Here is a 23,868-nt window from a genome sequence, read left to right on the forward strand (position 1 = left end):
CTTGGCCGACCATGCGCAATTTGCGTCTGGCAATGCGCGCCGCTTCGTCTAAAGTCTTGTCCGACAGGGGTCGCAAATCGGTTTTTGGAAACGGGCAGGTGCGGGAACAGCGCCGCCCTTTCGCGATGCGGGGGACGCATACCGGTGGGCGAGGTTTTCAAGGTTGCGATCATCGGTTCAGGCCCTGCGGGCATGAGCGCGGCTGGCCGTGCAGCAAGCCTCGGGCTCGCGCATGTCCTTCTCGAAAAGACCGACCATCTCTCCGACACGATCTACAAGTACCAGAAGGGCAAGCACGTGATGGCCACGCCATCGCAGCTCATCTTGCGCTCGGATCAGGAGTTTGACGCCGGCAAGAAGGAGGACATCCTCGACAAGTGGAGCCGGCGCACCCGCGATCTCGGCGTGAACGTGAAGTACAACGCCGAGGTGAAGTCGATCAGGGGCACCGGCGCGCCCATCCCCGGCTCGATCCAGAAGATCGTCACCCGCGCGCGCGACGGGTCGACCACCACGGCCGAGCTGCAGCGCCACGCGCCGCCCTATGCGATCGAACTGACCAATGGCGAAACGGTAATGGCGGAAAACGTCGTGCTGGCCATCGGCACGCAGGGCAACCCCAACCTGATGCGCTGTCCGGGGTCCGATTTGCCGCACGTCACCTATCAGCTCGACGATCCCTATGCCGTGCTCGATCAGCACATCGTCGTGATCGGCACGGGCGATGCCGGGATCGAAAACGCGCGCGGCCTTGTCGAAGACCCGGCGCAGGGCAACGTCGTCACCGTGCTCAATCGCGCCCCGAAATCGACCAATGTTCGTGAAAGTTTCCCGACGGCCAAGGAGCCGAACGCCAAGGCGCTGGTCGAGGATGACGCCACCGGCAAGTTGTCGATCCGCTACGAGACCGAGACCAAGGCGGTCGAGCCGGGCTGGATCACCCTGTCCACTCGCGACGGCGAAGAACGGATCCGCTGCGACCGTATCATCGCCCGCATCGGTTCGGCTCCGCCGCGCGGCTTCGTCGAAAGCTGCGGCATCGAATTTGCCAGCGCCGATCGCCTGGCCTTCCCCACGCTGTCACCGCAGTTTGAATCGACCGCGCCCGGCATTTTCGTGATCGGCGCCTTGGCGGGTTACCCGCTGATCAAGCACTGCATGAACCAGGGCTACGACGTCATCGAGTTCATCAACGGCAACACGGATCTGAAGCCGGCGGACGAGCCGCTGCTCGAGGCCAAGTTTGCCGGGTTGCCGGGGCGGCGTTCGGTCAACGAATGGCTCGAATTCCTCAAGGCCAACGTCTCTATTCTCGATGGCATGACCACGCTGCAGCTGCGCGAGTTCATGCTCGATTCATCCGCCCGCGCCTATGCCAAGGGGCAGACCATCTTCGAAAAGAACGATCCGGGGTCATCGTTGTTCGCGATTGCTTCGGGTTCGGTCCACGTGCGCATCGATCCGAAGGACCCGTCCAAGGTCGTGCCGATCCCGGCGGGCACGATCTTCGGCGAAGTCGGCCTGATCTCGGGCCGCAAGCGCGGGGCGACCATTGTTGCGGCCGAAGATACCATCTGCATCGAGATCAGCCGCAATGCCGCGCTGAAGCTGCAGAGCCAGGTGCCGACCGCCCGCCGCGCCATCGAACGCATCTCTACCGAGCGCCAGATCCTGCAGATGTTCGGCTCCGGGCTCACCAGCGCCGATATTGCCGAGGTCGTCGAGACCTCGCAGATCATGCAGGTCCGCGCTGGCGATGCGATCATCAGGGAAGGCGACGATGACGCCGACATCTACGTGATCCGCGTCGGCTCGATGATCGTCGAGAAGGAAGTCGGCGGCAAGCCGGTGTTCCTGTCCTACCTCCCTGCCGGAACCTATGTCGGCGAAATGGCGGTGGTCGATGGCGGGCAACGCACCGCCACGGTCCGCGCCGCGATCAAGAGCGAGGTGATCAAGCTCGACGGCGAGGCCTTCCGCCGCGTGCTTTCGGCCAAGCCCGCCCTGCTTGATCGCGCGCGCAAGGACATGGAGGTGCGCCGGGCGACCAACGCCTTCATCGAATCCAAGAAGGACAGCTTCTCGGGCGTCGTCGATCTCTATTCCGAACAGGCCAAGTTCCTCGTTGCGCAAGGGCTTGGCGAGGCGACCGACGTGCTGCTCATCGACGAGCGGCTCTGCGTCGGCTGCGACAATTGCGAAAAGGCCTGCGCCGACAGCCACGATGGCCTCTCGCGGCTCGATCGCGAAGCAGGCAAGAGTTTCGCGCACCTTCACGTGCCCACCTCCTGCCGCCACTGCGAACACCCGCACTGCATGGCCGATTGTCCGCCCAACGCAATCCACCGCGGGCCCGATGGCGAGGTATTCATCAACGATACCTGCATCGGCTGCGGCAACTGCCAGCGCAATTGTCCCTACGGCGTGATCCGCATGGACAAGGTGCCGCCGAAGAAGCCGTCGCTGCTGTCGTGGCTGTTCTTCGGCTCTGGGCCGGGGCCGGGCGAGCCGCCCTACAAATGGTCGAAGAAGAACACGAAATATACCGGCGACCCGGCAGTGGACGAGATGCTTGACCGCAAGAAGGCGATCAAGTGCGACATGTGCGCCGGGATCGAAGGCGGACCGAGCTGCGTGCGCGCGTGCCCGACCGGCGCTGCCATCCGCGTTTCTCCTGACGAGTTCCTGACCGTCGCGCGGCTCGAGAACGAGGGAGTCTGAGCCGATGGCGAGCATTGCCCCCCGTAAGCGCACCGGCAGCACCCGCCAGCGGACGAGCACCCACGAGGGCTTCCTGACCCACCGCAACATGTTGTGGGGCAAGCTTTCTGCAATACTGGCCGTGGCGCTGATCGCGCTTTACGTCTTCGTGCCGCTGCCGGGTACGCACTTCGGATCGAGCTGGCTCGGCTACACGCTCGGCACCATCGGCGCGCTGCTGATCCTGTGGCTGACCATGCTCGGCATGCGCAAGCGCGCGATCACGCCGGGCCGGTGGAGCCTCAAGGGCTGGACTTCCGCGCACGTCTATCTCGGCCTGTGCCTTACCGTGATCGGCACGCTGCATTCGGGCTTTCACCTTGGGTGGAATGTCCACACGCTCGCGTGGGCGCTGATGCTGATCGTGATTGCCTCGGGCGTGTTCGGGATCTGGGTCTACGCCACACTGCCGCGCGCCCTGTCGGAAAATCGCTATGACGAGGAAGGCGCGATTACCGAGAAGCAGATGATCGAATCGCTGCGCTCGCTGGATCGCCAGATCCACGATGCCGCACAGCCGCTCGATCAGGAATCGGCTGCTCTCGTGCAGCGCAGCCTTGATGAAGACCCGTTCGCAGGGACCTTCTGGAGCCGCATAACCGGCAAGTACCCGAAGTGCGCCACCCGCGCCTCTTCTTCCGAATTGCGCCGCCTGCGCGCCTATCGCCCGCGCGTGAAGGACGATCCGCTCGACAAGGTCGACGGGTTGCTCACGCGCAAGGAGGCCATGCTCGGGCGGATGCGACGGCATCTCAAGCTGAAGGCCTGGCTACAGGCCTGGCTCTTCGTGCACGTGCCGGTGACCTTCGCGCTGATCGCGGCGCTCTCCGCCCATGTCGTCAGCGTCTTCTTCTACTGGTGAGCGCAAGATGAGCTTTCTAGTCCGCCAGATCGCGTTCAAGACCAGTGGCGAGGAAATCGTCCGCGCAACGACGATCGACCTGCCCGAAGTGACCATCGGCCGCGATGCGGCCTGTGGCATCCACTTGTCCGACCTTGCCGTAAACCCGGTCCACGCCCGCGTGACCCAAGGGGACGATGGCAGGGTTACTGTCACGGCGACCACCGAGCAGCCATTCGAGGTCAACGGCCGCAGCACGCTGCAGGCGGTGATCGATCCCGCCGTCGGCGCCGAATTGACCTTCGGCGGCCATCGCATCGATCTGTCGCGCGATCAGAAAGCTGGCAGGGTGGTCCTCTCGGTTCGCCGGGTCGAGGCGCTGTCTGAATCCGCCGAGGACAAGGACATCACCACCGCCTATACGCTCAAGGGCCTGCTGCCCGGCAAGCGCATGTCGGCATGGACCTTCGCGGTTCTGGTGCTCGTCGCCTTCCTCGCCTTCCCGATCTACAGCTACATGACGTACAAGCCGCTGGCGATGCATGAGAAGGCGCGCCGGCCCGATGGCTTCCACGCCGACCAGACATGGTCCTCGGGGCCGTTGAGCCTTGCCCACAAGAATCTGGGTGGCGACTGCCAGGCCTGTCACACGCAGGCATTCGTCGCGGTGACCGACAACGCCTGCCTCACCTGCCACACCAAGGATGCGCACGACCATATTTCCGACAAGGAGCGGTTGCTCAAGGCGCGCGGCGAGCCGAGCGGCATGGCCGCCCTCCAGCGCGCCGTGGCGACGGCGTTCAATCGCCCGGCGGGCCGGTGTGTCGATTGTCACACCGAGCATGAGGGGGCGGGTGCTATGCCCGCCACCCAGCAGAAATTCTGCGCGGATTGCCACAACGGGATGAAGGGTCGCTTGCCAGACACCAGGATCGCCGATGCCGCCGATTTCGGAACGGCCCATCCCCAGTTCAAGCCGATGATCATCAGCGGCATGAACGGCGACAAGCCCGTGTTCCAACGCGCCAACTGGACGCCCGACCTTGCTGAAAACAACGGCCTGAAATTCACCCACGGGCAGCACCTTTCGAAGACCAACGGCATCGCCCAGATGGTCCGCCGCATGCCGAACCGGTTCGCATCGGCCGATGGCCTGCAGTGCAAGGATTGCCACAAGGCCGATGCCACGGGCACGCGTTTCAAGCCGGTGGTGATGGAGGATTCCTGCCAGTCGTGCCACTCGCTCAGCTTCGATCAGGTCGGCGGCACCTTCCGCACCTTGCGCCATGGCGAACCTGAACTGGTCGTGGCGGATTTGCGCGCTTTCTATCGCGGCGGCGCTCCGGCGCGTCCTGCCAACCTCTCGGGCCTTGCCCGCCGCGTGCCCGGCGATGCGGCATTGCGGTCAACGGCTGCGGATTACGCCCGTGCTGTGCGCTTCTATCCGACGCGCGCCGAACAGGCGGTGGCCAAGGTCTTCTCGCAAGGCGGCATGTGCTACGACTGCCATACAGTGACGCGGGGCGGGTCAGCGGCAAGCGCAGGCTTTGCGGTCCAGCCGGTTGCCCAGAACGATCGCTATTACCACAAGGGCTGGTTCGATCATAAGGCGCACGACAAGAGCGATTGTGCCGACTGCCATGTCAACGCGGGCAATTCGAACAAGGCCAGCGACCTGCTCGTCCCCGGCATCGATGGCAAGGGCGGCTGCCGTTCGTGCCATGTCGGCGGTGAAGGCGCCAAGCTTGCATCCGTATCCGTAAAGGATCCGGTCGATTCGTCCTGCGCGATGTGCCACTCCTATCACATGGATGCGGGCGCTCCCTGGGCGCCAAAGAAGGATCGCAAGAAGGACGTGGCGCAGACGGTTGCCGTGGCTGAAAGGCCGCGTTTCCCCGTCAAGCTGCGATAGCGCATCTGAACGGGGGGAAGATGCTGATCGCACAGGTCACCGATATTCACCTGGGGTTCGAGCCCGATTCCCCCGGAGAATTCAACCGGCAGCGGCTCGATCGCGTGCTGGACGAACTCGCCGCGATGACCCCGCGGCCAGACCTGCTGCTGGCCACTGGCGATCTGATCGATCGTGGCGATCGCGAAAGCTATGATCGCCTGCGGGAAGCCTTCGCCGGCCTGCCGTTCCCGGTGCATTACGCACTCGGCAACCATGATGTTCGCGCCACTTTCTCGCAGGCCTTCCCCGAGATCGCGCTTGATGGTGGCTTCCTCCAATATGTCGTCGAAGCCGGCCCGCTAAGGCTGATCGTCCTCGATACGCTTGAAGAGGGCCGCCACGGCGGCGCTTTCTGCGAAGCGCGGGCCGCATGGCTGCAGGCCCGGCTCGATGAAGCCCCCGCCGTGCCCACGCTGATCGTCCAGCACCACCCCCCGTTCGAGGCGGGCATTGCCTGGATGAACACAGATCCTGCCGAACCCTGGGTCGAACGGCTGGCACAGTGCCTGCGCGGGCGAAGCAACGTGATCGGCCTGGTCTGCGGCCACATCCACCGGTCGATCACTGCCGTGTGGGAGGGCACCCCGGTTGCCACTTGCCCATCCACTGCGCCGCAGGTCGCGCTCGATCTGCGCCCGATCGATCCGGACGTCCCCGACGAGCGCAACCTGATCATCGCCGATCCGCCGGGTTACGCGCTGCACTGGTACAACGGTCGCCAGCTCGTCACGCACTGGGACACGGCCGAGGATCATCAGGTCCTCGCCCGCTACGATGCCAATCTGCAGAGCATGATCCAGCACATGCTGTCGGAACGCCCCGGCCCCTGAAGCTGCTGCGCGTCAGGGGGCAGCAGTCACCTTCGGTGCGGGCGCGAACGGCTTGATCCCCAGCTTGGGATAGATCTCGGCCGGGTAGTAGAACGCCCCGTCCTTCACCACCATGGCTATCGCCTTGATGGCCTTGAGGTCCTTGGTCGGATCGCCCGGCACCAGGAAAAAGTCGGCGAACTTGCCCCGCTCGATCGAACCCAGTTGCTGGTCCTGATGCAGGTAGGCGGCCATTTCCAGCGTGGCGCGCGAAAGCACGTCGGCTGGCGACATGCCCAGCTTGGCGAACAGTTCCAGTTCGCGGTGATAGTTGAAGGCGCCACCAAGGTCGGTACCGGGGATCAGCAGGATACCCTTGCGGTGCATCTCGGTCAGCGTCTCGAGCACCTTGGCATACGCCGCAACATATTCGGCGCGTTCCTTGGGCGTATCCGCGCCGAACAGGGCCTGCTTCAACTGGCGCTGTTCGGTCGGCGGCATATGATCGATGTAGTCGAGCGCGCCGGGGTTGGGCTGCCCATCGAGCGCGGTCAGGCCCAGTTCGTGGATGCCGATGGTCGGCTCGTGCGCGGTGTGGCGCGCCACCATGGCATCCAGCGTCGCCTGCACCTTCGCCGATTTCACATCGAGCATCGGGAAGCGTCGCATCGCGGTGAAGCGGAACAGCGTGCGCGTGTCCTCCTCGGGCTTGAGCACCCAGCCCAGCATCAACTGGTTTACGTGGGTGATCTCGTCGAAGCCCGCAGCGATCATCGCGTCGGCATTGGAAAAGGCCGGCACGTGCCCCGCCACGCGCAGGCCCAGCCGGTGCGCTTCGGCCACTACCGCCGGGGCCCATTGCGGGTTCATCGAATTGTAGAGCTTGGCCTGCCAGAATCCGCGCGCGGCGTATTTGCGCACGGCTGCAATCGCCTCGTCCTGCGATGACACCAGCGTGCCGTTACGGGCCGAGAACGGGCTCTTGCCCTCGATGAAGCCCGACCGGACGATGCGCGGCCCAGCCAGCTCGCCACTGTCGATCCGCGTTACCAGCTTGTCGAGCACGTCGTCCCGGTTGCCCATGTCGCGCACCGTGGTCACGCCAGCAAGCACGTTGAGCAGGGCGTCCTGCTGCGCGATGTGGCCGTGCATCTCGTAAAGGCCCGGCACCAGCGTGCCGCCGGCGCCATCCACGCTCGTTTCGCCCGGCGTGGCCGTGCTGCCTGTCGGCACCACCTCGCTGATGCGGTTGCCGAACACCACCACGTCACGAAGGTCAGTCAGCGCCTTGGCCCTAGGGTCGAACAGGCGCACGTTCCGGATGCGCACCGGCCCTGCATAGCGTTTCGCATTCTCGGCCTGCAACCGGGCGAAACGCTCCGCGCCCAGCTTCTCGGCCAAGGCGATCAGCGGCTCTTCGGAAACCTTCTCATAACCCTTGCGGACCAGCACGCTGTCTTCGGACAGGACCGCGAACAGATCGCCCGTGTCATCGAGCGCCAGATAGGTGGGGTCTAGCGAAAGTCCGCCAAGCTCGAAGATCGTTGCCTCGATCCTCCCATCGGGACCATCGAACCCCGCCTTGCCGCGTTCCACCAGGGTGGCCATGCCGGCAGGCGCCACCGGCAGGGTGCGCCCCGGCGCCGCCAGCAGCGCCTTGGCCAGAATCGCCACGTCGAATACCGACCCGTTCTGCGTGGCATAGAAGCGCGGGGCATCCTTGCCCTGCAGCGAACCCTTGCCGGCAAGGTCGGTCCAGCTCGCCCCTCCAGCCGTTCGGCGGAAGCTTTCGTTCACGGCATTGCCGAAAGTGGTTCGCCCGGTGATCTTCCAGTCCACCGGCGCGCCATCCGGCCCCAGCACGACCTTCTCGGTGATCGTCGGCCCGCGCCCGTTCTGCTTGATGTCGTAATCGATGCTGACGGTCTGGCCTTCGCGGTCCACGATATAGCGGCCGATGTCGACGCCTTCGGTGACCATGCGGTACTCGACCGGCTTAGCACAAAGCGGCGATGCAGCGGAAGCCAGCGCCGCTGCTGCGAAAAGTGCAAATCTCATGATCCCCGTGCCCCTGACAGACCGTTGCAATTGCGACCGGTCTAGCCCGGTCAGCGCACCGCTGCCAGCGCCTTCTGTCGCCGCCGCTGCACCGAACTGCCCAGCCCGATGGCCTCGCGATACTTGGCCACGGTGCGCCGTGCGAGGTCGAAGCCCCTGGCTCTCAGCAGATCGACCAGCGCATCATCCGAAAGGATCGCCTTGGGGTCCTCGGCGTCGATCAACTGGCGGATCGCAGCCTTCACCGCCTCGGCCGATGCGCCTTCGCCGTCTGACGATCCGACGCCCGAGGTGAAGAAGTATTTCAGCTCGAAGGTGCCCCGGTCGCAATGCAGGTACTTGTTCGACGTCACGCGGCTGACCGTCGATTCATGCATCGAGATCGCTTCGGCCACGGTCTTGAGCGTCAGCGGGCGCAGGTGCGCCACGCCATGGCGGAAGAAGCCGTCCTGCTGCTTCACGAGCTCCGCCGCCACCTTGAGGATCGTCTTCTGCCGCTGGTCGAGCGCCTTCAGCAGCCAGTTGGCATCGGCCAGCTTCTCGCCCAGCCACGCCTTCGCGTCCTTGCTCACGCAGGCGCCACGCATCTCGACATAGTAGCTGCGGTTGACGATCAGGCGCGGCAGCGTCGCCTGGTTGAGCGCGATGTCCCAGCCGTCCTTGGCGGCACGCACCAGGATATCCGGCACCACCGCCTCGGCCATGCCGCCGCCAAAGCGCAGGCCGGGGCGCGGATCGTAGCTGCGCAGTTCGACCAGCATCTCGGCGAAGTCCTCGTCATCGACCTGGCACAGCCGCTTCAGCCGCGCGACCTCGCCCCGGGCGACCAGTTCGAGATTGTCGATCAGCCGCGCCATGCAAGGGTCGTAACGGTCGGCTTCCCTGGCCTGCAGCGCGATGCACTCGGCCAGGTTGCGCGCCCCGACACCGGTGGGGTCAAGCGACTGGACAAGGCTCAGCGCCCGTTCGACCACCACGGTCGACAGCCCCAGCGCGTCTGCCACTTCGCCCAGCGGCGTGCCGAGATACCCTGCCTCGTCTAGCTGGTCGATCAGCCAGCGCGCCACAAACAGCAATTGCGGATCCGATGTGGTGACGCCGATCTGCGCGTGGAGATGCTCTGCCAGCGTTTCCTCGGATCGGCCATGCTCGTCGATGTCGGGGCCTTCCCCGCCACCAAACTCGCGCGAGGACGACCGCTCGAACGCGCTGGCGTCCCCTGTATCGCGATCGCGATCCAGCGCCGATGCATCGATGTCGAGGGGCCGGTCCTCCGCCACGCGCCCTTCGGAAACGAGCTGGTCAACCGGCGAGGATTCGAGATGGGTGCGGCGCAGGTCTTCCGGCGCCTGCTCGATGGCTTCTGCCGGGACAGCCTCGCCGATCTCGAGCAGGGGATTGGCGTCGATCGCCTCGCCGATGAAGGTTTCGACCTCCAGATTGGACAGCGCCAGCAGCTTGATCGCCTGCTGCAGCTGCGGCGTCATTACCAGCGACTGGGTCTGGCGAATGTCCAGTCTTGGCCCCAGCGCCATGTCCTAGATCTCCCCCGAGACTCGCATCAGTCCGCGTGCTCTTTCACAGCGTGAAGCCCTCGCCAAGGTAGAGCCTGCGCACGTTGGCATCGGCCACCAGGGCTTCGGGGCTGCCCGCGAACAGCACCTGTCCGCCGTAGATGATGCAGGCGCGGTCAACGATGTCGAGCGTCTCGCGCACGTTGTGGTCGGTGATCAGCACGCCGATGCCGCGCCCCTTCAGGTCCTTCACCAGATGGCGAATGTCACTGATCGAGAGCGGGTCGATGCCGGCAAAGGGTTCGTCGAGCAGCACGATGGAAGGCCTGGCGGCGAGCGCACGGGCAATCTCGCAACGGCGGCGCTCGCCGCCCGAAAGCGCCATGGCCGGGCTCGAACGCAACCGGGTCAGGCCGAATTCGTCAAGCAGCCGCTCCAGCTCGGCTTCGCGTGTCGCCTTGTCGGGCTCGATCAATTCGAGAACGGTCGAGATGTTCTGCTCAACCGTCATGCCCCGGAAGATCGAGGTTTCCTGCGGCAGATAGCCCAGTCCCAGCACCGAACGGCGATACATCGGCAGCTTGGTGATATCGACGCCATCGAGCAGGATGCGCCCCGAATCCGGCCGCACCAGTCCCATGATGGAATAGAAGCAGGTCGTCTTGCCCGCGCCGTTCGGCCCGAGCAGCCCCAGCACTTCGCCCTTGCCGACCGAAAGCGAAATATCGGTCAGGACCGCGCGCTTGTCATAACTCTTGGCGATCGAAACAACCTCGAGCCCGCCCTGGGGGATGGGCGGCGCGGCATTGGCCGGCGCGGCCTGGCCTGAAAGGGGCGTTTCTTCGATCACGGTCATCAGGTTCGCTCTGTCGTTATCAAGCGCTTGCCATACCCATTAGCGGGTTAGCCGTTCCCCCGTAAACCCCGCGGCGCAGAATTGGCAGGATTTATGCATGGCGGATTAAAACGGCATGAATTGTCCCGAAACGCTCCAGATTGGAATTGTCCTTGCAGGTTTGCGGCACACGTGATCTATTGCTGCATAGACAGTCAGAAACTGGGAAAGGCGCCATGGACAAGGCCCTTCAGCCAAGCAGCGCAAAGGCCGGCAAGGTCGATTGGCGCCGAAGAATGAGCGACAATGTCGCATATGGCCTGCTGGTCTACACCGGCTTGCAGATCTTCGTCACCATGCATGAAATGCAGAGCGACAGTGCATCGATGCTGCCCCTGTTCGTGCTGGTCATCCTGGTCGCGGCAATCATTCCGATGTTCCACCATTTCGAACGTCGCTGGGAAGGTCTTGACGACACGCAGGCGGCCGATCCCGCCTACCGCGCGGCATTCCGGCGCGATCAGGCCAAGGTGTGGGCCTTGGCCGCGCTTCTGCCCTTCGTCATCACGGGCGGCTTCCGCCTTCTGGCCCTGCTGGTCTGACGGCTTTTTGTGAGGCTGCACCTGCGGCTTCGATTGCCCCCGCCGAACCGTGGCGCTAGACCGCGCAGCCTTGATGCTTGCGAAAAGGTCCGTTCATGCTCTCTCCTGCCGAAGCCCGCGAACGCTGCGAAGCGCTGATCGAGCGCGCGCGTCGCGCAGGCGCCGATGCCGGAGACGCGGTATACCTCGGCAACGCATCCGAATCAGTCTCGGTCCGGTTGGGCGAACTTGAAGAAGTCGAGCGGTCCGAATCCGAAAACATCGGCCTGCGGGTCTTCGTTGGCGGGGCTTCGGCCTCGATCGGCTCAACCGATCTGGGCGATGCAGCGCTTGACGAGCTGGCCTCGCGTGCCGTCGCCATGGCCCGCCTGGCCCCGGCAGACCAGTTTGCCGGCCTCGCGCCCGAAGATCGCCTGCTGAAAGGCCCGTTCCCCGATCTCGATCTCGATGACGCCACCGAGCGCAGCCCGGCAGAATTGCGCCGTCTCGCCGAAGAGGCCGAGGACGCCGCCCGCGCGGTTGCCGGCGTCACCAACAGCGAAGGCGGCGGTGCCAGCGCCGGACGAGGGCTGTTCGCGCTGGCCACCAGTCACGGTTTTTCCGGTGCCTATGCCGCCTCGAGCCACAGCATTTCGGCCAGCGTCGTCGCCGGTGAAGGCAGCACGATGCAGCGCGACTATTCCTGGCGCAGCACCCGCCATGCTGCCGACCTGAAGAGCCCCGGCGAAATCGGCCAGGAAGCAGGCATGCGTGCGGTACGGCGCCTCAATCCGGGCCGCGTCAAGTCCGGGCCGATGCCGGTCGTGTTCGATCCGCGCGTCGCCAATACGCTCGTGGGCCATCTGATCGGCGCGATGAGCGGCGCCTCGATTGCGCGCCGCGCCAGCTTCCTGCTCGACCGCGATGGCCAGAAGCTGTTCGACAGCGCGGTCACCATCAGTGACAATCCGCTGACTCTGCGCGGCATGCGCTCACGCCCCTTCGATGGCGAAGGTCTTCCCACCGCGCCTCGCAAGCTGGTCGATGCCGGGCACCTTACGGGCTGGCTGATGGATGCCGCCGCCGCGCGCCAGCTTGGCGCTGCCCCCACCGGCCACGCCTCGCGCGGGTCTTCGGGCGCGCCGCATGTCTCGGCCAGCAACGTCGTGCTTGAACCTGGCAATGTGACACCGGCCGAACTGATGGCCGATATTGCCGATGGCGTCTATGTCACCGAACTGATCGGTCAGGGCGTCAATGGCGTGACCGGCGATTACAGCCGGGGCGCATCGGGTTTCAGGATCGTGAACGGCGAACTGGCAGGGCCGATTGCCGAATTCACCATCGCTGGCCACCTGATCGACATGTTCGCCGCATTGACGGTTGCCAACGATCTCGAAGTCTATCGCGGCATTGATACGCCCACCCTGCGCGTCGATGGCATGAGCATCGCGGGGGACTGATCGGGAACCCGATGGGCCGCGCGCAGCTTGACTGTGCATGGTCCGCCTTTTCCTCATGCTCGCGGCATGGCTGATGCCGACGTTGGCGCTGGCGCAAACGTTGCCCAGTCTGCCGTCATCGTCTCCCAGCCCTGCCGAAACCGCCCCTGCGCCTGAGATAACCGCGCAACCTGCACCAAACGAAGATGCGCGCATCGCGTCGCGCATTCGCGCCATCTTCGATGAGATCCCCGCCTTGCGTGGGACCGGGGTGCGGGTGGCGGCGGGTGTCGTCACGTTGAGCGGGCAAGTCCCTGACGACAAGACGATTGCTCAGGCCGAAGCGATTGCCGGCCGGCTTGATGGCGTCGTCACCGTGCAGAACGGCCTTAAGCGCAGTCTCGACGTTGAACAGAACCTCAACCCGGCGTTGAGCGGAGTCACGGGGCGGGTCAAGGCCTTCACCAGTGCCCTCCCGCTAGTCGGCATTGCCATTGCCGTTGCCGTCGTGATCGGGATGCTGGGCTATGCGCTTGCTCGACAGAGCCGCATCTGGGAGCGGGTCACACCCAACCCTTTCCTTGCAGGTCTCGTCGCAACCGCGATCCGTTTCGTGTTCGTCGTCGGCGGCATTGTGCTCGCGCTCGACATCATCGGTGCGACTGCCATGCTGGGTGCCGTGCTGGGCGGCGCTGGCGTGCTTGGTCTCGCCATCGGCCTTGCCGTGCGCGATTCGATCGACAACTACTTTTCGTCGCTGATGCTTTCGGTTCGCCAGCCGTTTCGCGCCAACGATACTGTCCGGATCGACAATTACGAAGGCCGCGTGCTGCGCCTGACCAGCCGCGCTACCTTGCTGCTCACGCCTGATGGCAACCATCTGCGCATCCCCAACGCGACCGTGTTCAAGGCGGTGATCACCAACTTCACGACCAATGCGCAGCGTCGGTTCATGTTCGAATATGCGATCGACCAAGACGCTGATCCGTGCCGCGCGCAGGGCATCGGGCTCGATACGATCAAGTCGCTCGACTGGGTGCTGCGCGATCCCAAGCCGGTGGCTGAGATTGCCGAATTCTCGGGGTCAGTGCAGGTGCTGCGCTTCTTTGCGTGGATCGATCAGACCAAGGCTGACTTCGGCAAGTCGCGCACGCGCGCGATGGAAGCGGTGCGCAATGCCTTGCGCGAACAGGGGTTCGTGGCCGAAAGTCCCGAGTATCGCATCCACCTCGATCACGAAGCACCGCAGCCGGTTCCGCGATCAGGCGCTTCGGGCAGCAGGACCGAGAGCGACGATGTCGCTCCCGACCATCATCTCGACCGTATGGTCCATGCCGAGCGTCAGGCTGACGACGAAGGCAAGGACCTGCTCGATCACCGCCGCCCCGTGGAATGAGCGGCGGCGATCCCAGGTAAGGTCAGTCGGCCTTGGCAGCCTTGGCGCGCTCGATCGCCTCGAGCGTGATCTGGCGCGCGTCTTCGGCGCCGCCCCAGGTGCCGACGCGAACCCACTTGTCCTTCTCCAGGTCCTTGTAGTGGGTGAAGAAGTGCTCGATCTGCTGCAGCACGATCTCGGGCAGGTCGTCGCGCTCCTTCACGTCGGAATAGTACGGGAAGGTCGAATCCACCGGCACGCAGACCAGCTTTTCATCGCCGCCATGCTCGTCCTCGAGGTTGAGGACGGCGATCGGGCGCGCGCGGACGACCGAGCCTGCGACGAACGGCGAACGGGCGATCACCAGCGCGTCGAGCGGATCGCCGTCGGGCGAAAGCGTGTGTGGCACGAAACCGTAGTTCGCAGGATAGCGCATCGGCGTGTGCAGAATGCGGTCGACGAAAAGCGCACCCGAGGCCTTGTCGAATTCGTACTTCACCGGCTCGCCGCCGACGGGAACTTCGATGATGACGTTGAGGCTTTCCGGCGGATTGTCACCGGTGGGAATCATGTCGATGCGCATCTTTTGGCCCCGTTGTTTGGGTGGAGAGAATGCGCCGCCCCTAGCGAAGCCGCTTTTGCACCGCAACAAGACTTATGGCGCAACGCCTAGCCGAGCGCGTTTATGGTGAAGGCGATCACGCCGATATTGAACACGAAGGCAGCAAAGGAATGCAGCGTGACGATGCGCCGCACCTGGCGGCTGGAGATTTCGACATCCGATGTCTGGAAGGTCATGCCCAGCGTGAAACTGAAATAGGCAAAGTCCAGATAGTCGGGTGTGTCGGTGCCGGGAAAGTCGACACCGCGCGCGTCCTTGCCGTCCTTGCTGGTATAGAACAGGTGCGCATAGTGCAGGGCGTACACCGCGTTGGCGAAAAGCCAGGTCAGCGCCAGCGTGCCGATCAGCTTGGCCATGGCAATCCTGTCGCCGCCCGAGGCGCGCGGCAGTTCGCCCGAAATCGCCGCCATCACGACCATCGTCACGATCGTGGTGATGGCAAGGACAAGCACGCGATTTGCATCGTTGTCTGCCGCGTGACGCCGCAAGTCTGCCACCTCGGCATCACGGACCAGTGGAATCAGCGAAAGCAGGAAAGCGACGGCCGCCAGATCGAAGGCCATGGCCGCGGCGTCCAACAGGCTCCTGGCGCTACCGAAGTGACGGAAGCCGAACAGCCCTGCCACCAGCAGCACGAGGAACATGACAAAGCGTGGCGGCGCCAGCCGGTTGCCCAGCGCCACGCCGCCACTCTTCACGAGACTACTTCTTCGCCGCGCTGGCAGCGCCGGGGCGCTTGGGCGTCAGCAGCAGGTCGAGCCCGGTCGGTGCCTTGCCCGGTGCGACGCGCTCCAGCCACGGATAGCGCAGGCCGTCCTTGTAATCGATCTTCACGGTGTCGAAGCGATTGCCGCGCTTGACCAGCAGTTCGATCGGCGCCCCGCCAGAGCCGTCGGCGCCAGCCTTGGCCGCGGTGATCGCCTTCTTCATGTCGTCGGCGCTGTAGGCGGTGCCGTTGATCGCCATGATCTGCGCGCCCGTCACGATCCCTGCGTTGAAGGCCGGGCTGTCCCAGCGCGTGCCGGTTACCTTGCCGTCCTTGTCGAGCGAGATGCCGATGGAATTGGCGAGGCTCAGCCCCTTGCCGAACTCCATTGCCGCCTTGTTGTAAGGGTTGGGCTCTTCCTTCCAGACCAGCTTGTAGCCACCCTTGTCGATCCCGTTCAGCGGCGCGGGCTGGCCCGGCTGGTTGATGCGGGTGTCGATCAGCTTGGCCCAGTCATAGGGGTAGAGCGCGTTGAGCTTGGTGATGATCTCGTCCACCTCGAACGGAATCTGGCCATAATCGCCCGGGTTCATCCCGAAGAACGACTTGGCGAAATCGTCGATCGACTTCTTGCCGCCGGTGCCTTCGCGCAGGATCTGGTCGATTTCGAGCCACACCAGCGCGCCTTCGGTGTAGTAGTCCTCGTTGCGGGCGAGCGAGGAATAGGGCTTGGGCTTGCGCGAGGCGAAGACCGGATCGAACCCGGTATCCTCGACCGAGCGCCACTCGCGCCCGGGCTGCTGGGTATAGCCACCGGCCCACGAAGCCAGCATGCCCAGCACCATGTCCTTGCCCTGCATGCCCGAACGCGCTGCAAGCACCGCGCCCCAGAACTGGTCCTGACCTTCATAGGTCCACAGCAGGTCGCCCTGCATCGGCTGGCGATAGTCAGGCGTCCACAGCCGCGCCGGGCGACGGAACTTGCCCGACCACGAGTGCGAATATTCGTGCGGCAGCAGGTTGCGGTCCCACTCCTGCTTGGCCCACTCGGTGAAGGCTTCCGGTTCGAGCTGGTTCTCGCTCGAACGGTGATGCTCCAGCCCGATGCCGCCGATCTTGTCCGACAGCGCCAGGAGGAATTCGTAGTGGTCGAAGTGGTTGGCGCCAAAGGCCAGCCGCGCTTCCTGCACCAGCGCGCTGTGCGCGGCGATGTGCTCGGGCTTGGCTGCCAGTTGCTCAGGCTTGTCGGCCACGACATTCAGCGTGACGTTCTGCCCAAGGTCCCACTTCTTGAAGTATTTGCCTGCGAAGATCGGCGAATCGACCAGCGTCTCGTAGTCGGTCTCGGCCCAGGTCACGCGGTTTCCACTCATGCTCATGCCGTCCAGCGCCGTCGCGGGGGTCCAGCCCTGCGGCAGTGTCACCGTCGGCTTCACGCGGATGCGCCGCACATAGTGGCCGGCGGGATAGAGGCTCATCTTCTCCCACTGCAGGTTCAGCATCTCGGGCGTCATCGTGATGCGCCCCTCGGCGTTCTGCAGCGGCGAGGTGTGGATCAGCTTGGCGACGACTTCCTTGGCACCGGCCGGCAGCATCACGTGAAACGCATAGACCTCGACACGGTCGCGCTTCCACTCCACCGGCTTGCCATCGACGAAGAACTGCACGCCGACCAGCTCGGCCAGCGGACCGCGCGGGCCGTGATTGCCCGGCAGCCACTGCGGATAGAGCAGGATCAGCTCCTTTGCGCCGGCGGCAACGGGAATGATCTGAGTCACCTTGTAGTCGCCACGCGCCACGTCGGTCGCGTCGATATCCAGCATCATCGTGCCAGGATACGCCACGTCCTGGGCGTCCGGCACGGTCTGCTGGATCGGCACCGCCATCGGCGCGGAGTTGGCGGCAAGTGCCTGTGTTGACACGGAAAGGGCGAGAATGAGCGGGGCGACCGCGAGCTTTTTCTTCATGGCGCATGTTCATGGCCCGAAGAAGTCGCATCCGCAACCATCGCGTTGCGCCTTTTTGGCAGGCCTTCCCGTTTTGCCGCTTTCGGTCTAATCGCGCGCCCATGAGCACGCAAACCCCGAGCATCCAGACACCTCAGGCCATTCGTGGCACCCAGGACATCTTCGGCCCCGACGCCGAGGCTTTTGCCTTCGTCGTCGAGACGTTCGAGCGCGTGCGCCGCCTCTACCGCTTCCGCCGCGTCGAGATGCCGGTGTTCGAAAAGACCGCCGTGTTCAGCCGCTCGCTGGGCGAGACGACCGACGTCGTCTCCAAGGAAATGTACAGCTTCGAGGATCGCGGTGGAGAATCGCTGACCCTGCGCCCCGAATTCACCGCCGGCATCGCCCGCGCCTTCATCACCGATGGCTGGCAGCAGTACGCGCCGCTCAAGATCGCGACGCACGGCCCCCTGTTCCGCTACGAACGCCCGCAAAAGGGCCGTTACCGCCAGTTCCACCAGATCGATGCCGAGATCATCGGCGCGGCAGAACCGCAAGTCGATGTCGAACTGCTGGTGATGGCCGATCAGCTGCTCAAGGAACTGGGGATTGCAGATGGCGTGACGCTCCAGCTCAATACGCTGGGCGATGGCGCCAGCCGCGAGGCCTGGCGAACCGCGCTGATCGATTACTTCCGCGCCGTGAAGGGCGACCTTTCGGAAGATTCGCAGGACCGCCTTGAGCGCAACCCCTTGCGCATCCTCGACAGCAAGGACCCGCGCGACAAGCCGTTCACCGCCGATGCGCCGAAGATCGACGATTTCCTGAGCGATGAGGCGCAGGATTTCTTCGCCAAGGTAACGGGCGGCCTCGATGCCGCAGGCGTCGCCTGGACCCGCGCCCCGGCGCTGGTGCGAGGCCTAGACTACTACCGCCACACCGCCTTCGAATTCGTCACCGATCGCCTCGGCGCGCAAGGCACCGTGCTTGGCGGCGGGCGCTATGATGGGCTGATGGAGGCCCTCGGCGGCGCGGCCACGCCCGCTGTCGGTTGGGCCGCCGGCATCGAACGGCTGGCGATGCTGGTTGGCGAGAAGGGTGAGGCCAAGGCCGACGTGATCGTCGTGGTCGAAGACGATGCCCTGCTCACCAGCGGCATTGCGCAGGTTTCGCACTTGCGCCGCAGCGGCGTCTCTGCCGAACTCGTGGCTTCGGGGTCGGCGCGCAAGCGTTTCGACAAGGCGGTCAAGATGGGTGCGCAAGCCATTCTTGCCCTGGCGATGCGCGACGGGCAAGCGGCGGCGCGGGTGCGGGCGGAGGACAGCGCATCCGCCGACTTGCGCGAACTGCTGGACAAGCAGGTGGCGCAGCTCTGATGACCTGTTTCCTTCCCGACACTCAGGGGGCTGCCTCCCTTCACGGGGCGGCCAACAAGGGCGCGAATCCCTCGGGCAAACCCGGGCTGACGCAGCATGGTGACGCAGAATGAGCGTCTCCGAAGCCCGCCTTGCGCAGATCGCCAACCGCTTTGCCGAGCTTGAGGCGCGGTTGGCTTCGGGCACGCTTGAAGGGCCGGAATTCATCGCGGCCAGCCGCGATTATGCCGAACTTGAACCCGTCGCCCGCGTCGCCCGCGAAATTGCGGACATGCGCGCCGAACTGGTCAGCCTCGCCACGCTTGACGATCCCGACATGCGCGAACTGGCCGACGAGGAACTGCGGCGGATCAACGCCGATCTGCCCGAGGCCGAACACCGCCTCGCCATCGCCATGTTGCCGCGCGATTCGGCAGACAGCCGTCCGGCCATGCTGGAGATTCGCGCCGGCACAGGCGGCGACGAGGCCGCGCTGTTCGCTGCCGATCTCTATCGCATGTACGAACGCTACGCGGCAGAGCAGGGCTGGCGGATTGAGGTCGTCTCGGTCAACGCCAATGACCTCGGCGGATACAAGGAAGTCGTCGCCAACGTCACCGGCAGCGGTGTCTTTGCCAAGCTGAAGTTCGAATCCGGCGTCCATCGCGTGCAGCGCGTGCCGGTGACCGAAAGCGGCGGCCGCATTCACACTTCCGCTGCCACTGTCGCTGTCCTGCCAGAGCCGGATGAAGTCGATATCCGCATCGAGGACAAGGACCTCAAGATCGACGTCTATCGGGCGAGCGGCGCGGGCGGGCAGCATGTGAATACCACCGATTCCGCCGTGCGCATCACCCACTTGCCCACCGGAACCGTCGTCACCTGCCAGGACGGGCGCAGCCAGCACAAGAACAAGGACAAGGCGATGCAGGTCCTGCGCGCCCGCCTGTTCGAGGCACAGCGCGATGCCGCGCAAGGCGAGGAGGCCGAGGCGCGCAAGGCCATGGTCGGCTCGGGCGATCGCTCCGAACGCATCCGTACCTACAATTTCCCGCAAGGCCGTGTGACCGATCACCGCATCAACCTGACGCTGCACCGCTTGCCCGAAATCCTCGAAGGCCCCGGCCTTGCCGAACTGATCGATGCGCTGATCGCCGAGGACCAGGCCAAGCGCCTTGCGGCGATGGATGCCTGACCCGGCCTGATGAAGATCGCCGAAGCCCTGCGCGCGGCGGCTGACCGGCTGTCGGCAACGTCGGACACGGCGCGGCTCGATGCCGAACTGCTCATGGCCCATGCGCTGGGATGCAGCCGCACCGATCTGCTGCTGCGGCACATGACCGCCGATGTGCCTGCCGCCTTTGCTAGCCTCGTGGAACGACGCATGGGGCATGAACCGGTTGCCTACATCACCGGCACTGCCGAATTCTACGGGCTGGACCTCGCGGTCAGCCCGGCCGTGCTCATTCCGCGCGGCGATACCGAAACGCTAGTAGAGGCTGCGCGTGAGACTTTCGCCCATCGCCCGCCACCGCAGCGCATTCTCGATCTCGGCACCGGCTCGGGTGCGTTGCTTTTGGCGGCGCTGTCGCTCTGGCCCAGGGCCGAAGGCATCGCCATTGAACGCTCGGCTGAAGCGATTGCCGTGGCGCGGGCCAATGCAGCGCGCCATGCCCCGTGTGCCAGCGTGCGCGAAGGCGACTGGACGCAAAGTGGTTGGGCTGAGGGTCTCGGAAGGTTTGACCTTGTCCTGTCCAACCCGCCTTATGTCGAGGACGATGCCCCGCTTGACCTGTCCGTGCGCGCCCATGAGCCTGCATCGGCCCTGTTTTCAGGGCCTGAGGGCATGGATGATTACCGTATGCTCGTGCCGCAATTGCCCGGTCTGCTGGCGCCCGATGGGGTCGCGATAGTGGAAATCGGCTGGCAACAGGCAGCGGCGGTGTCTGCACTGGCAGTGGCCGCAGGAATGACCGCGCGGGTCCATCGTGATCTTGCTGGCCGCGAAAGGGCGGTGGAAATGGTGTGTCTGGCCAATATTCCTCTTGGCAACGGGGCTGCGGCCTACTAATTGTGTTGACAGGCAGGGGACGGACGAAGGCTTCCCGTCCCGGCCAACTCCACCATTTGCAGGGAATATCGGCCAAAGGGGCCGGGACGAGCGCAGATGCTGGAAACCCCGATTCGCATGACGCGAGCCGGTGGCGGAGGGTTGCGCGGCATTACGGGTTGCTCAAGCTTTTACGAGAGGCCGCCCCATTTAAGGAAGTGCCTGAGTTGAATAACAATCGTGGTAACAACCGCCGTCGCGGTCGCGGTAACAACAACCGTCCGCAGAATGGTGGCCAGCAGCTCAACCGGATCGACAGCCGCGCCCGGGGCAATGCCCCCCAGTTGCTCGAGAAGTATCGCAAGCTTGCGCAGGACGCCCATATGAATGGCGACCGCGTCCAGGCTGAATACTACCTGCAGTTTGCCGATCACTATTTCCGCGTGATCGCAGATGCCCGCGTGCGCCAGGAAGAACAGCGCCTTCGCCAGAACGGTGGTGAGCGTTGGCAGGAGCAGGAATTCGAGGACGACGGCGGCGATTTCAGCGTCGAAGGCGATTTCCCCGCGTTCGACCGCCCCACCTCCACCCGCCGCGAGCGTGAAGAGCGCGACGACCGTGGCGAGGATCGCGGCAATCGTGGCGAGAACCGCAGTGAAGGCCGTGGTGAAGGCCGTGGTGAAGGCCGCCGCGAACGTGATGATCGTCCCCGCGAGGATCGTCAGCGTGATGATCGTCAGCGTGATGATCGTCAGCGCGAGGATCGGCCTCGTGATGATCGTCCCCGTGAAGAGCGTGGCGATGGCCGTCGCGAGAATCGCCGCTTCGGTCGCAACCGCGATGCCGAAGCCGAAGCGCCGGTCGCTGTCGAGGCCCTGCCGGGCGAGGGCGTGCCCGCAATCGAGGGCGAACCCATCGCCGATGCTTCGGACAATCCTTTCGTGCGCGACACCCGCTCTGCCCGTGGCGGCCTGCGCCCCCGCGCCGAGCGCCGTCCGCGCAGCGCCAAGCCTGCTGGTGGCGATGATGCGCCGGCGACGCTTGATGCATCATTCCTGCCGCCCTCGATCAGCACGCGTGCAGAGCCCGAAGCGGCCCCGGCCCCTGCTGCTCCGGCAGCCGTGGATCCCGATACCCCTGCGGCAGAGGACGCTCCGGCACCTGCGCCCAAGAAGCGCGGACGTCCCCGCAAGACGCCCGCACCCGAAGCAAGCGAGCCGGTCGAAGGCTGAAGCTTCCGGCACTCTCGGAACAGGCAGAACCCTCCCCATGCGGGAGGGTTTTTGCTGTCCGGTACAGGTCCTGAAGGTGAAAGGTAGGTGCGGGGTAGGTCGGGCACAGGTCTGCACCGGGTTTCACCGTGCCTTGGCCGGCAGTCACAAGGGTTGCGGCATGGTTCGGCCAGCCCCATAGCAGGAGGGCATGAAAGCCTCCCGCTTATCCCCTCGCTACACCCCGCGTCTGCCCTCCCGCGAATCCGTCCTGACCCTTGCCGCTGGCGGCATCGCGGCCTGCGGGTTCCAGCCCTTGGGCGCCTGGCCGCTGACTCTGCTCGGCATGGCCTGGCTGATACACCGGCTTTACGCGGTAAAGTCCTGGCCGCAGGCGTTTTTTGCCGGCTGGCTGTTCGGCGTCGGGCATTTCACCGTGGGCAATGGCTGGATAGCTACGGCCTTTACGTATCAGGCGGAAATGCCGGCCTGGCTGGGCTGGATTGCGGTCGTGCTGCTGGCGCTATATCTCGCGGTTTTTCCGGCACTTGGCGCGGTGACGGGCTGGTGGCTGGCGAAGACCCGCCGCGCCATGCTGCTCCCCGCCTTTGCCGCGACGTGGATCGTGTCGGAGTGGCTGCGGTCGTGGGTGTTTACCGGCTTTGCCTGGAATCCGCTGGCGATGGTGACGCTGGGCGGTTTCGAGCGACCGGGACTGGCGCTCTTGTCGCAGTTTACAGGGACTTACGCCTTGTCCGGGCTGGTTGTGCTGCTCGCTGGCTGGTGGCTGTTCGGACTGCGCGCGTGGCGGCAGGGAAACCGTGCTGCGGCATCCGCCTATGTGCTTGGCCCGGTCGCCCTTTTTCTCCTGCCACTGCATGGCGAGCGGCGCGAGGGGACCTTGCCTTTCACGCTGGTCCAGCCCGATGTGCGGCAGGAATTGCTGAACGATCCAGCCAACTTCGAGAACCAGTTCCGCACAACGGCCGCGCTCTCGCTGGCGCGCAAGCCCGGAGAACGCCGGCTGGTGCTCTGGCCGGAAAGCGGCGTGCCCGATTTCCTTCGCTCCGGCTACGCGCAGTTCTGGTACGACGAGACGACCTTTGCCGGTGACCCGGTGGCGGCGCGGACGCGGATCGGGCGGACGATCGGGGCGGGCAGCCTGCTGCTGACCGGTACCACCGATCTAGAGGTGCGGCGCGGCAAGGTTGCGGGCGCCTGGAATGTGGTGACGGCGCTCGATTCCACCGGCGCGATCCGCGGCTCCTACGCCAAGGCCCATCTCGTGCCCTATGGCGAATACCTGCCGATGCGCGAGATCCTGGAGCCGCTCGGCCTTTCGCGGCTGGTGGCGGGCAGCATCGACTTTCTGGCAGGTCCCGGTCCGCGCACATCGGACTTCGGGCCTTACGGCAAGGCGGGCTTCCAGATCTGCTACGAGATCATCTTTTCAGGACAGGTGGCCGATCGCGCCAATCGGCCTGACTACCTGTTCAACCCCACCAACGACGGCTGGTTCGGTGCCTGGGGGCCGCCCCAGCATCTGGCGCAGGCGCGGATGCGGGCGATCGAGGAAGGGTTGCCGGTGTTGCGCGCGACGACCACCGGTATCAGTGCGGTGATCGATGCCGATGGCGTGGTGCGCCAGTATCTTGCCAGCCAGAAGCGCGGGCGGATCGATGCGCTGGTGCCGCCTGCACACAAGCCGACGCTGTTTGCGCGCACGGGCAACATGCTGGCGCTTGTCTGGGCTGCAGTTCTTCTTTGCGTGGCGCTGGTTGCCAGCGCAGCGCGGAAGCGCTAATCGGG

General features: G+C 64.9%; 18 protein-coding genes. 12 read left to right on the forward strand and 6 right to left on the reverse strand.

Annotated features, from left to right (window positions below; all coding sequences use genetic code 11):
- Positions 1 to 144 precede the first annotated feature (144 nt).
- The 4 genes from B9A23_RS12410 to B9A23_RS12425 are packed head-to-tail and all read left to right on the forward strand — an operon-like array spanning position 145 to position 6,385.
- A complete protein-coding gene (locus tag B9A23_RS12410) occupies positions 145 to 2,721 on the forward strand; it encodes a cyclic nucleotide-binding domain-containing protein (protein ID WP_084279379.1) in 2,577 nt (858 codons plus the stop codon).
- Positions 2,722 to 2,725: 4 nt separating this feature from the next.
- Positions 2,726 to 3,622, forward strand: coding sequence for a hypothetical protein (locus tag B9A23_RS12415; protein WP_084279380.1), 897 nt, complete (start codon positions 2,726 to 2,728; stop codon positions 3,620 to 3,622).
- Between the two features lie 7 nt (positions 3,623 to 3,629).
- Positions 3,630 to 5,513: a cytochrome c3 family protein gene (locus B9A23_RS12420; RefSeq protein WP_084279381.1), complete on the forward strand. Its 1,884-nt coding sequence runs from the start codon at positions 3,630 to 3,632 to the stop codon at positions 5,511 to 5,513.
- A gap of 20 nt (positions 5,514 to 5,533) precedes the next feature.
- Positions 5,534 to 6,385 (forward strand): phosphodiesterase, encoded by an 852-nt coding sequence (locus B9A23_RS12425; protein ID WP_084279382.1) that lies wholly within the window; start codon positions 5,534 to 5,536, stop codon positions 6,383 to 6,385.
- 12 nt (positions 6,386 to 6,397) lie between these two features.
- Here B9A23_RS12425 and B9A23_RS12430 read toward each other — a convergent pair whose 3' ends face one another.
- From B9A23_RS12430 to lptB, 3 genes are read right to left on the reverse strand one after another with little or no spacing between them, the layout of a single operon-like run.
- Entirely contained in the window at positions 6,398 to 8,422 is a 2,025-nt protein-coding gene (locus B9A23_RS12430; protein WP_084279383.1) for an amidohydrolase family protein, read from the reverse strand.
- Between the two features lie 50 nt (positions 8,423 to 8,472).
- Positions 8,473 to 9,957 (reverse strand): RNA polymerase factor sigma-54, encoded by a 1,485-nt coding sequence (gene rpoN, locus B9A23_RS12435; protein WP_084279384.1) that lies wholly within the window; start codon positions 9,955 to 9,957, stop codon positions 8,473 to 8,475.
- Between the two features lie 43 nt (positions 9,958 to 10,000).
- Positions 10,001 to 10,792, reverse strand: coding sequence for an LPS export ABC transporter ATP-binding protein (gene lptB, locus B9A23_RS12440; protein WP_084279385.1), 792 nt, complete (start codon positions 10,790 to 10,792; stop codon positions 10,001 to 10,003).
- Positions 10,793 to 11,007: 215 nt separating this feature from the next.
- On the opposite strand from lptB, the gene B9A23_RS12445 reads away from it, so the two are divergent.
- The 3 genes from B9A23_RS12445 to B9A23_RS12455 all read left to right on the forward strand — a co-directional run bounded on the left by B9A23_RS12445 (position 11,008) and on the right by B9A23_RS12455 (position 14,190).
- Positions 11,008 to 11,373, forward strand: a complete 366-nt coding sequence (locus tag B9A23_RS12445) for a hypothetical protein (RefSeq protein WP_084279386.1) — start codon at positions 11,008 to 11,010, stop codon at positions 11,371 to 11,373.
- Positions 11,374 to 11,468: 95 nt separating this feature from the next.
- Positions 11,469 to 12,815, forward strand: a complete 1,347-nt coding sequence (locus B9A23_RS12450) for a TldD/PmbA family protein (protein WP_084279387.1) — start codon at positions 11,469 to 11,471, stop codon at positions 12,813 to 12,815.
- A gap of 37 nt (positions 12,816 to 12,852) precedes the next feature.
- Positions 12,853 to 14,190 carry a mechanosensitive ion channel family protein gene (locus B9A23_RS12455; RefSeq protein WP_084279388.1) on the forward strand — a complete coding sequence of 446 codons (1,338 nt, stop codon included), beginning with the start codon at positions 12,853 to 12,855 and terminating at the stop codon, positions 14,188 to 14,190.
- 22 nt (positions 14,191 to 14,212) lie between these two features.
- Here B9A23_RS12455 and ppa read toward each other — a convergent pair whose 3' ends face one another.
- The 3 genes from ppa to B9A23_RS12470 form a co-directional block, all read right to left on the reverse strand.
- Positions 14,213 to 14,752 carry an inorganic diphosphatase gene (ppa, locus tag B9A23_RS12460; RefSeq protein ID WP_084279389.1) on the reverse strand — a complete coding sequence of 180 codons (540 nt, stop codon included), beginning with the start codon at positions 14,750 to 14,752 and terminating at the stop codon, positions 14,213 to 14,215.
- Positions 14,753 to 14,838: 86 nt separating this feature from the next.
- The gene (locus B9A23_RS12465; RefSeq protein WP_254895095.1) at positions 14,839 to 15,489 is read right to left on the reverse strand and encodes a DUF1345 domain-containing protein; all 651 of its coding nucleotides are present in this window, start codon (positions 15,487 to 15,489) and stop codon (positions 14,839 to 14,841) included.
- A gap of 4 nt (positions 15,490 to 15,493) precedes the next feature.
- Positions 15,494 to 17,464, reverse strand: coding sequence for a M61 family metallopeptidase (locus B9A23_RS12470; protein ID WP_084279390.1), 1,971 nt, complete (start codon positions 17,462 to 17,464; stop codon positions 15,494 to 15,496).
- A gap of 101 nt (positions 17,465 to 17,565) precedes the next feature.
- Here B9A23_RS12470 and hisS point away from each other — a divergent pair, with 101 nt between their 5' ends.
- The 5 genes from hisS (at position 17,566) to lnt (ending at position 23,863) form a co-directional block, all read left to right on the forward strand.
- The gene (gene hisS, locus B9A23_RS12475; protein ID WP_084279391.1) at positions 17,566 to 18,819 is read left to right on the forward strand and encodes a histidine--tRNA ligase; all 1,254 of its coding nucleotides are present in this window, start codon (positions 17,566 to 17,568) and stop codon (positions 18,817 to 18,819) included.
- A 109-nt stretch (positions 18,820 to 18,928) separates the two neighbouring features.
- Positions 18,929 to 19,993 carry a peptide chain release factor 1 gene (gene prfA / locus B9A23_RS12480; protein ID WP_084279392.1) on the forward strand — a complete coding sequence of 355 codons (1,065 nt, stop codon included), beginning with the start codon at positions 18,929 to 18,931 and terminating at the stop codon, positions 19,991 to 19,993.
- Between the two features lie 9 nt (positions 19,994 to 20,002).
- Positions 20,003 to 20,869, forward strand: coding sequence for a peptide chain release factor N(5)-glutamine methyltransferase (prmC, locus tag B9A23_RS12485; RefSeq protein ID WP_084279393.1), 867 nt, complete (start codon positions 20,003 to 20,005; stop codon positions 20,867 to 20,869).
- A 197-nt stretch (positions 20,870 to 21,066) separates the two neighbouring features.
- Positions 21,067 to 22,080, forward strand: a complete 1,014-nt coding sequence (locus B9A23_RS12490) for a DUF4167 domain-containing protein (protein WP_254895096.1) — start codon at positions 21,067 to 21,069, stop codon at positions 22,078 to 22,080.
- A gap of 190 nt (positions 22,081 to 22,270) precedes the next feature.
- Complete coding sequence (lnt, locus tag B9A23_RS12495) at positions 22,271 to 23,863, forward strand: apolipoprotein N-acyltransferase (RefSeq protein ID WP_084279395.1); 1,593 nt, start codon at positions 22,271 to 22,273, stop codon at positions 23,861 to 23,863.
- The last annotated feature ends 5 nt before the right edge of the window (positions 23,864 to 23,868 follow it).

It is taken from the genome of Novosphingobium sp. B1, assembly GCF_900176395.1.
GTDB lineage: Bacteria > Pseudomonadota > Alphaproteobacteria > Sphingomonadales > Sphingomonadaceae > Novosphingobium.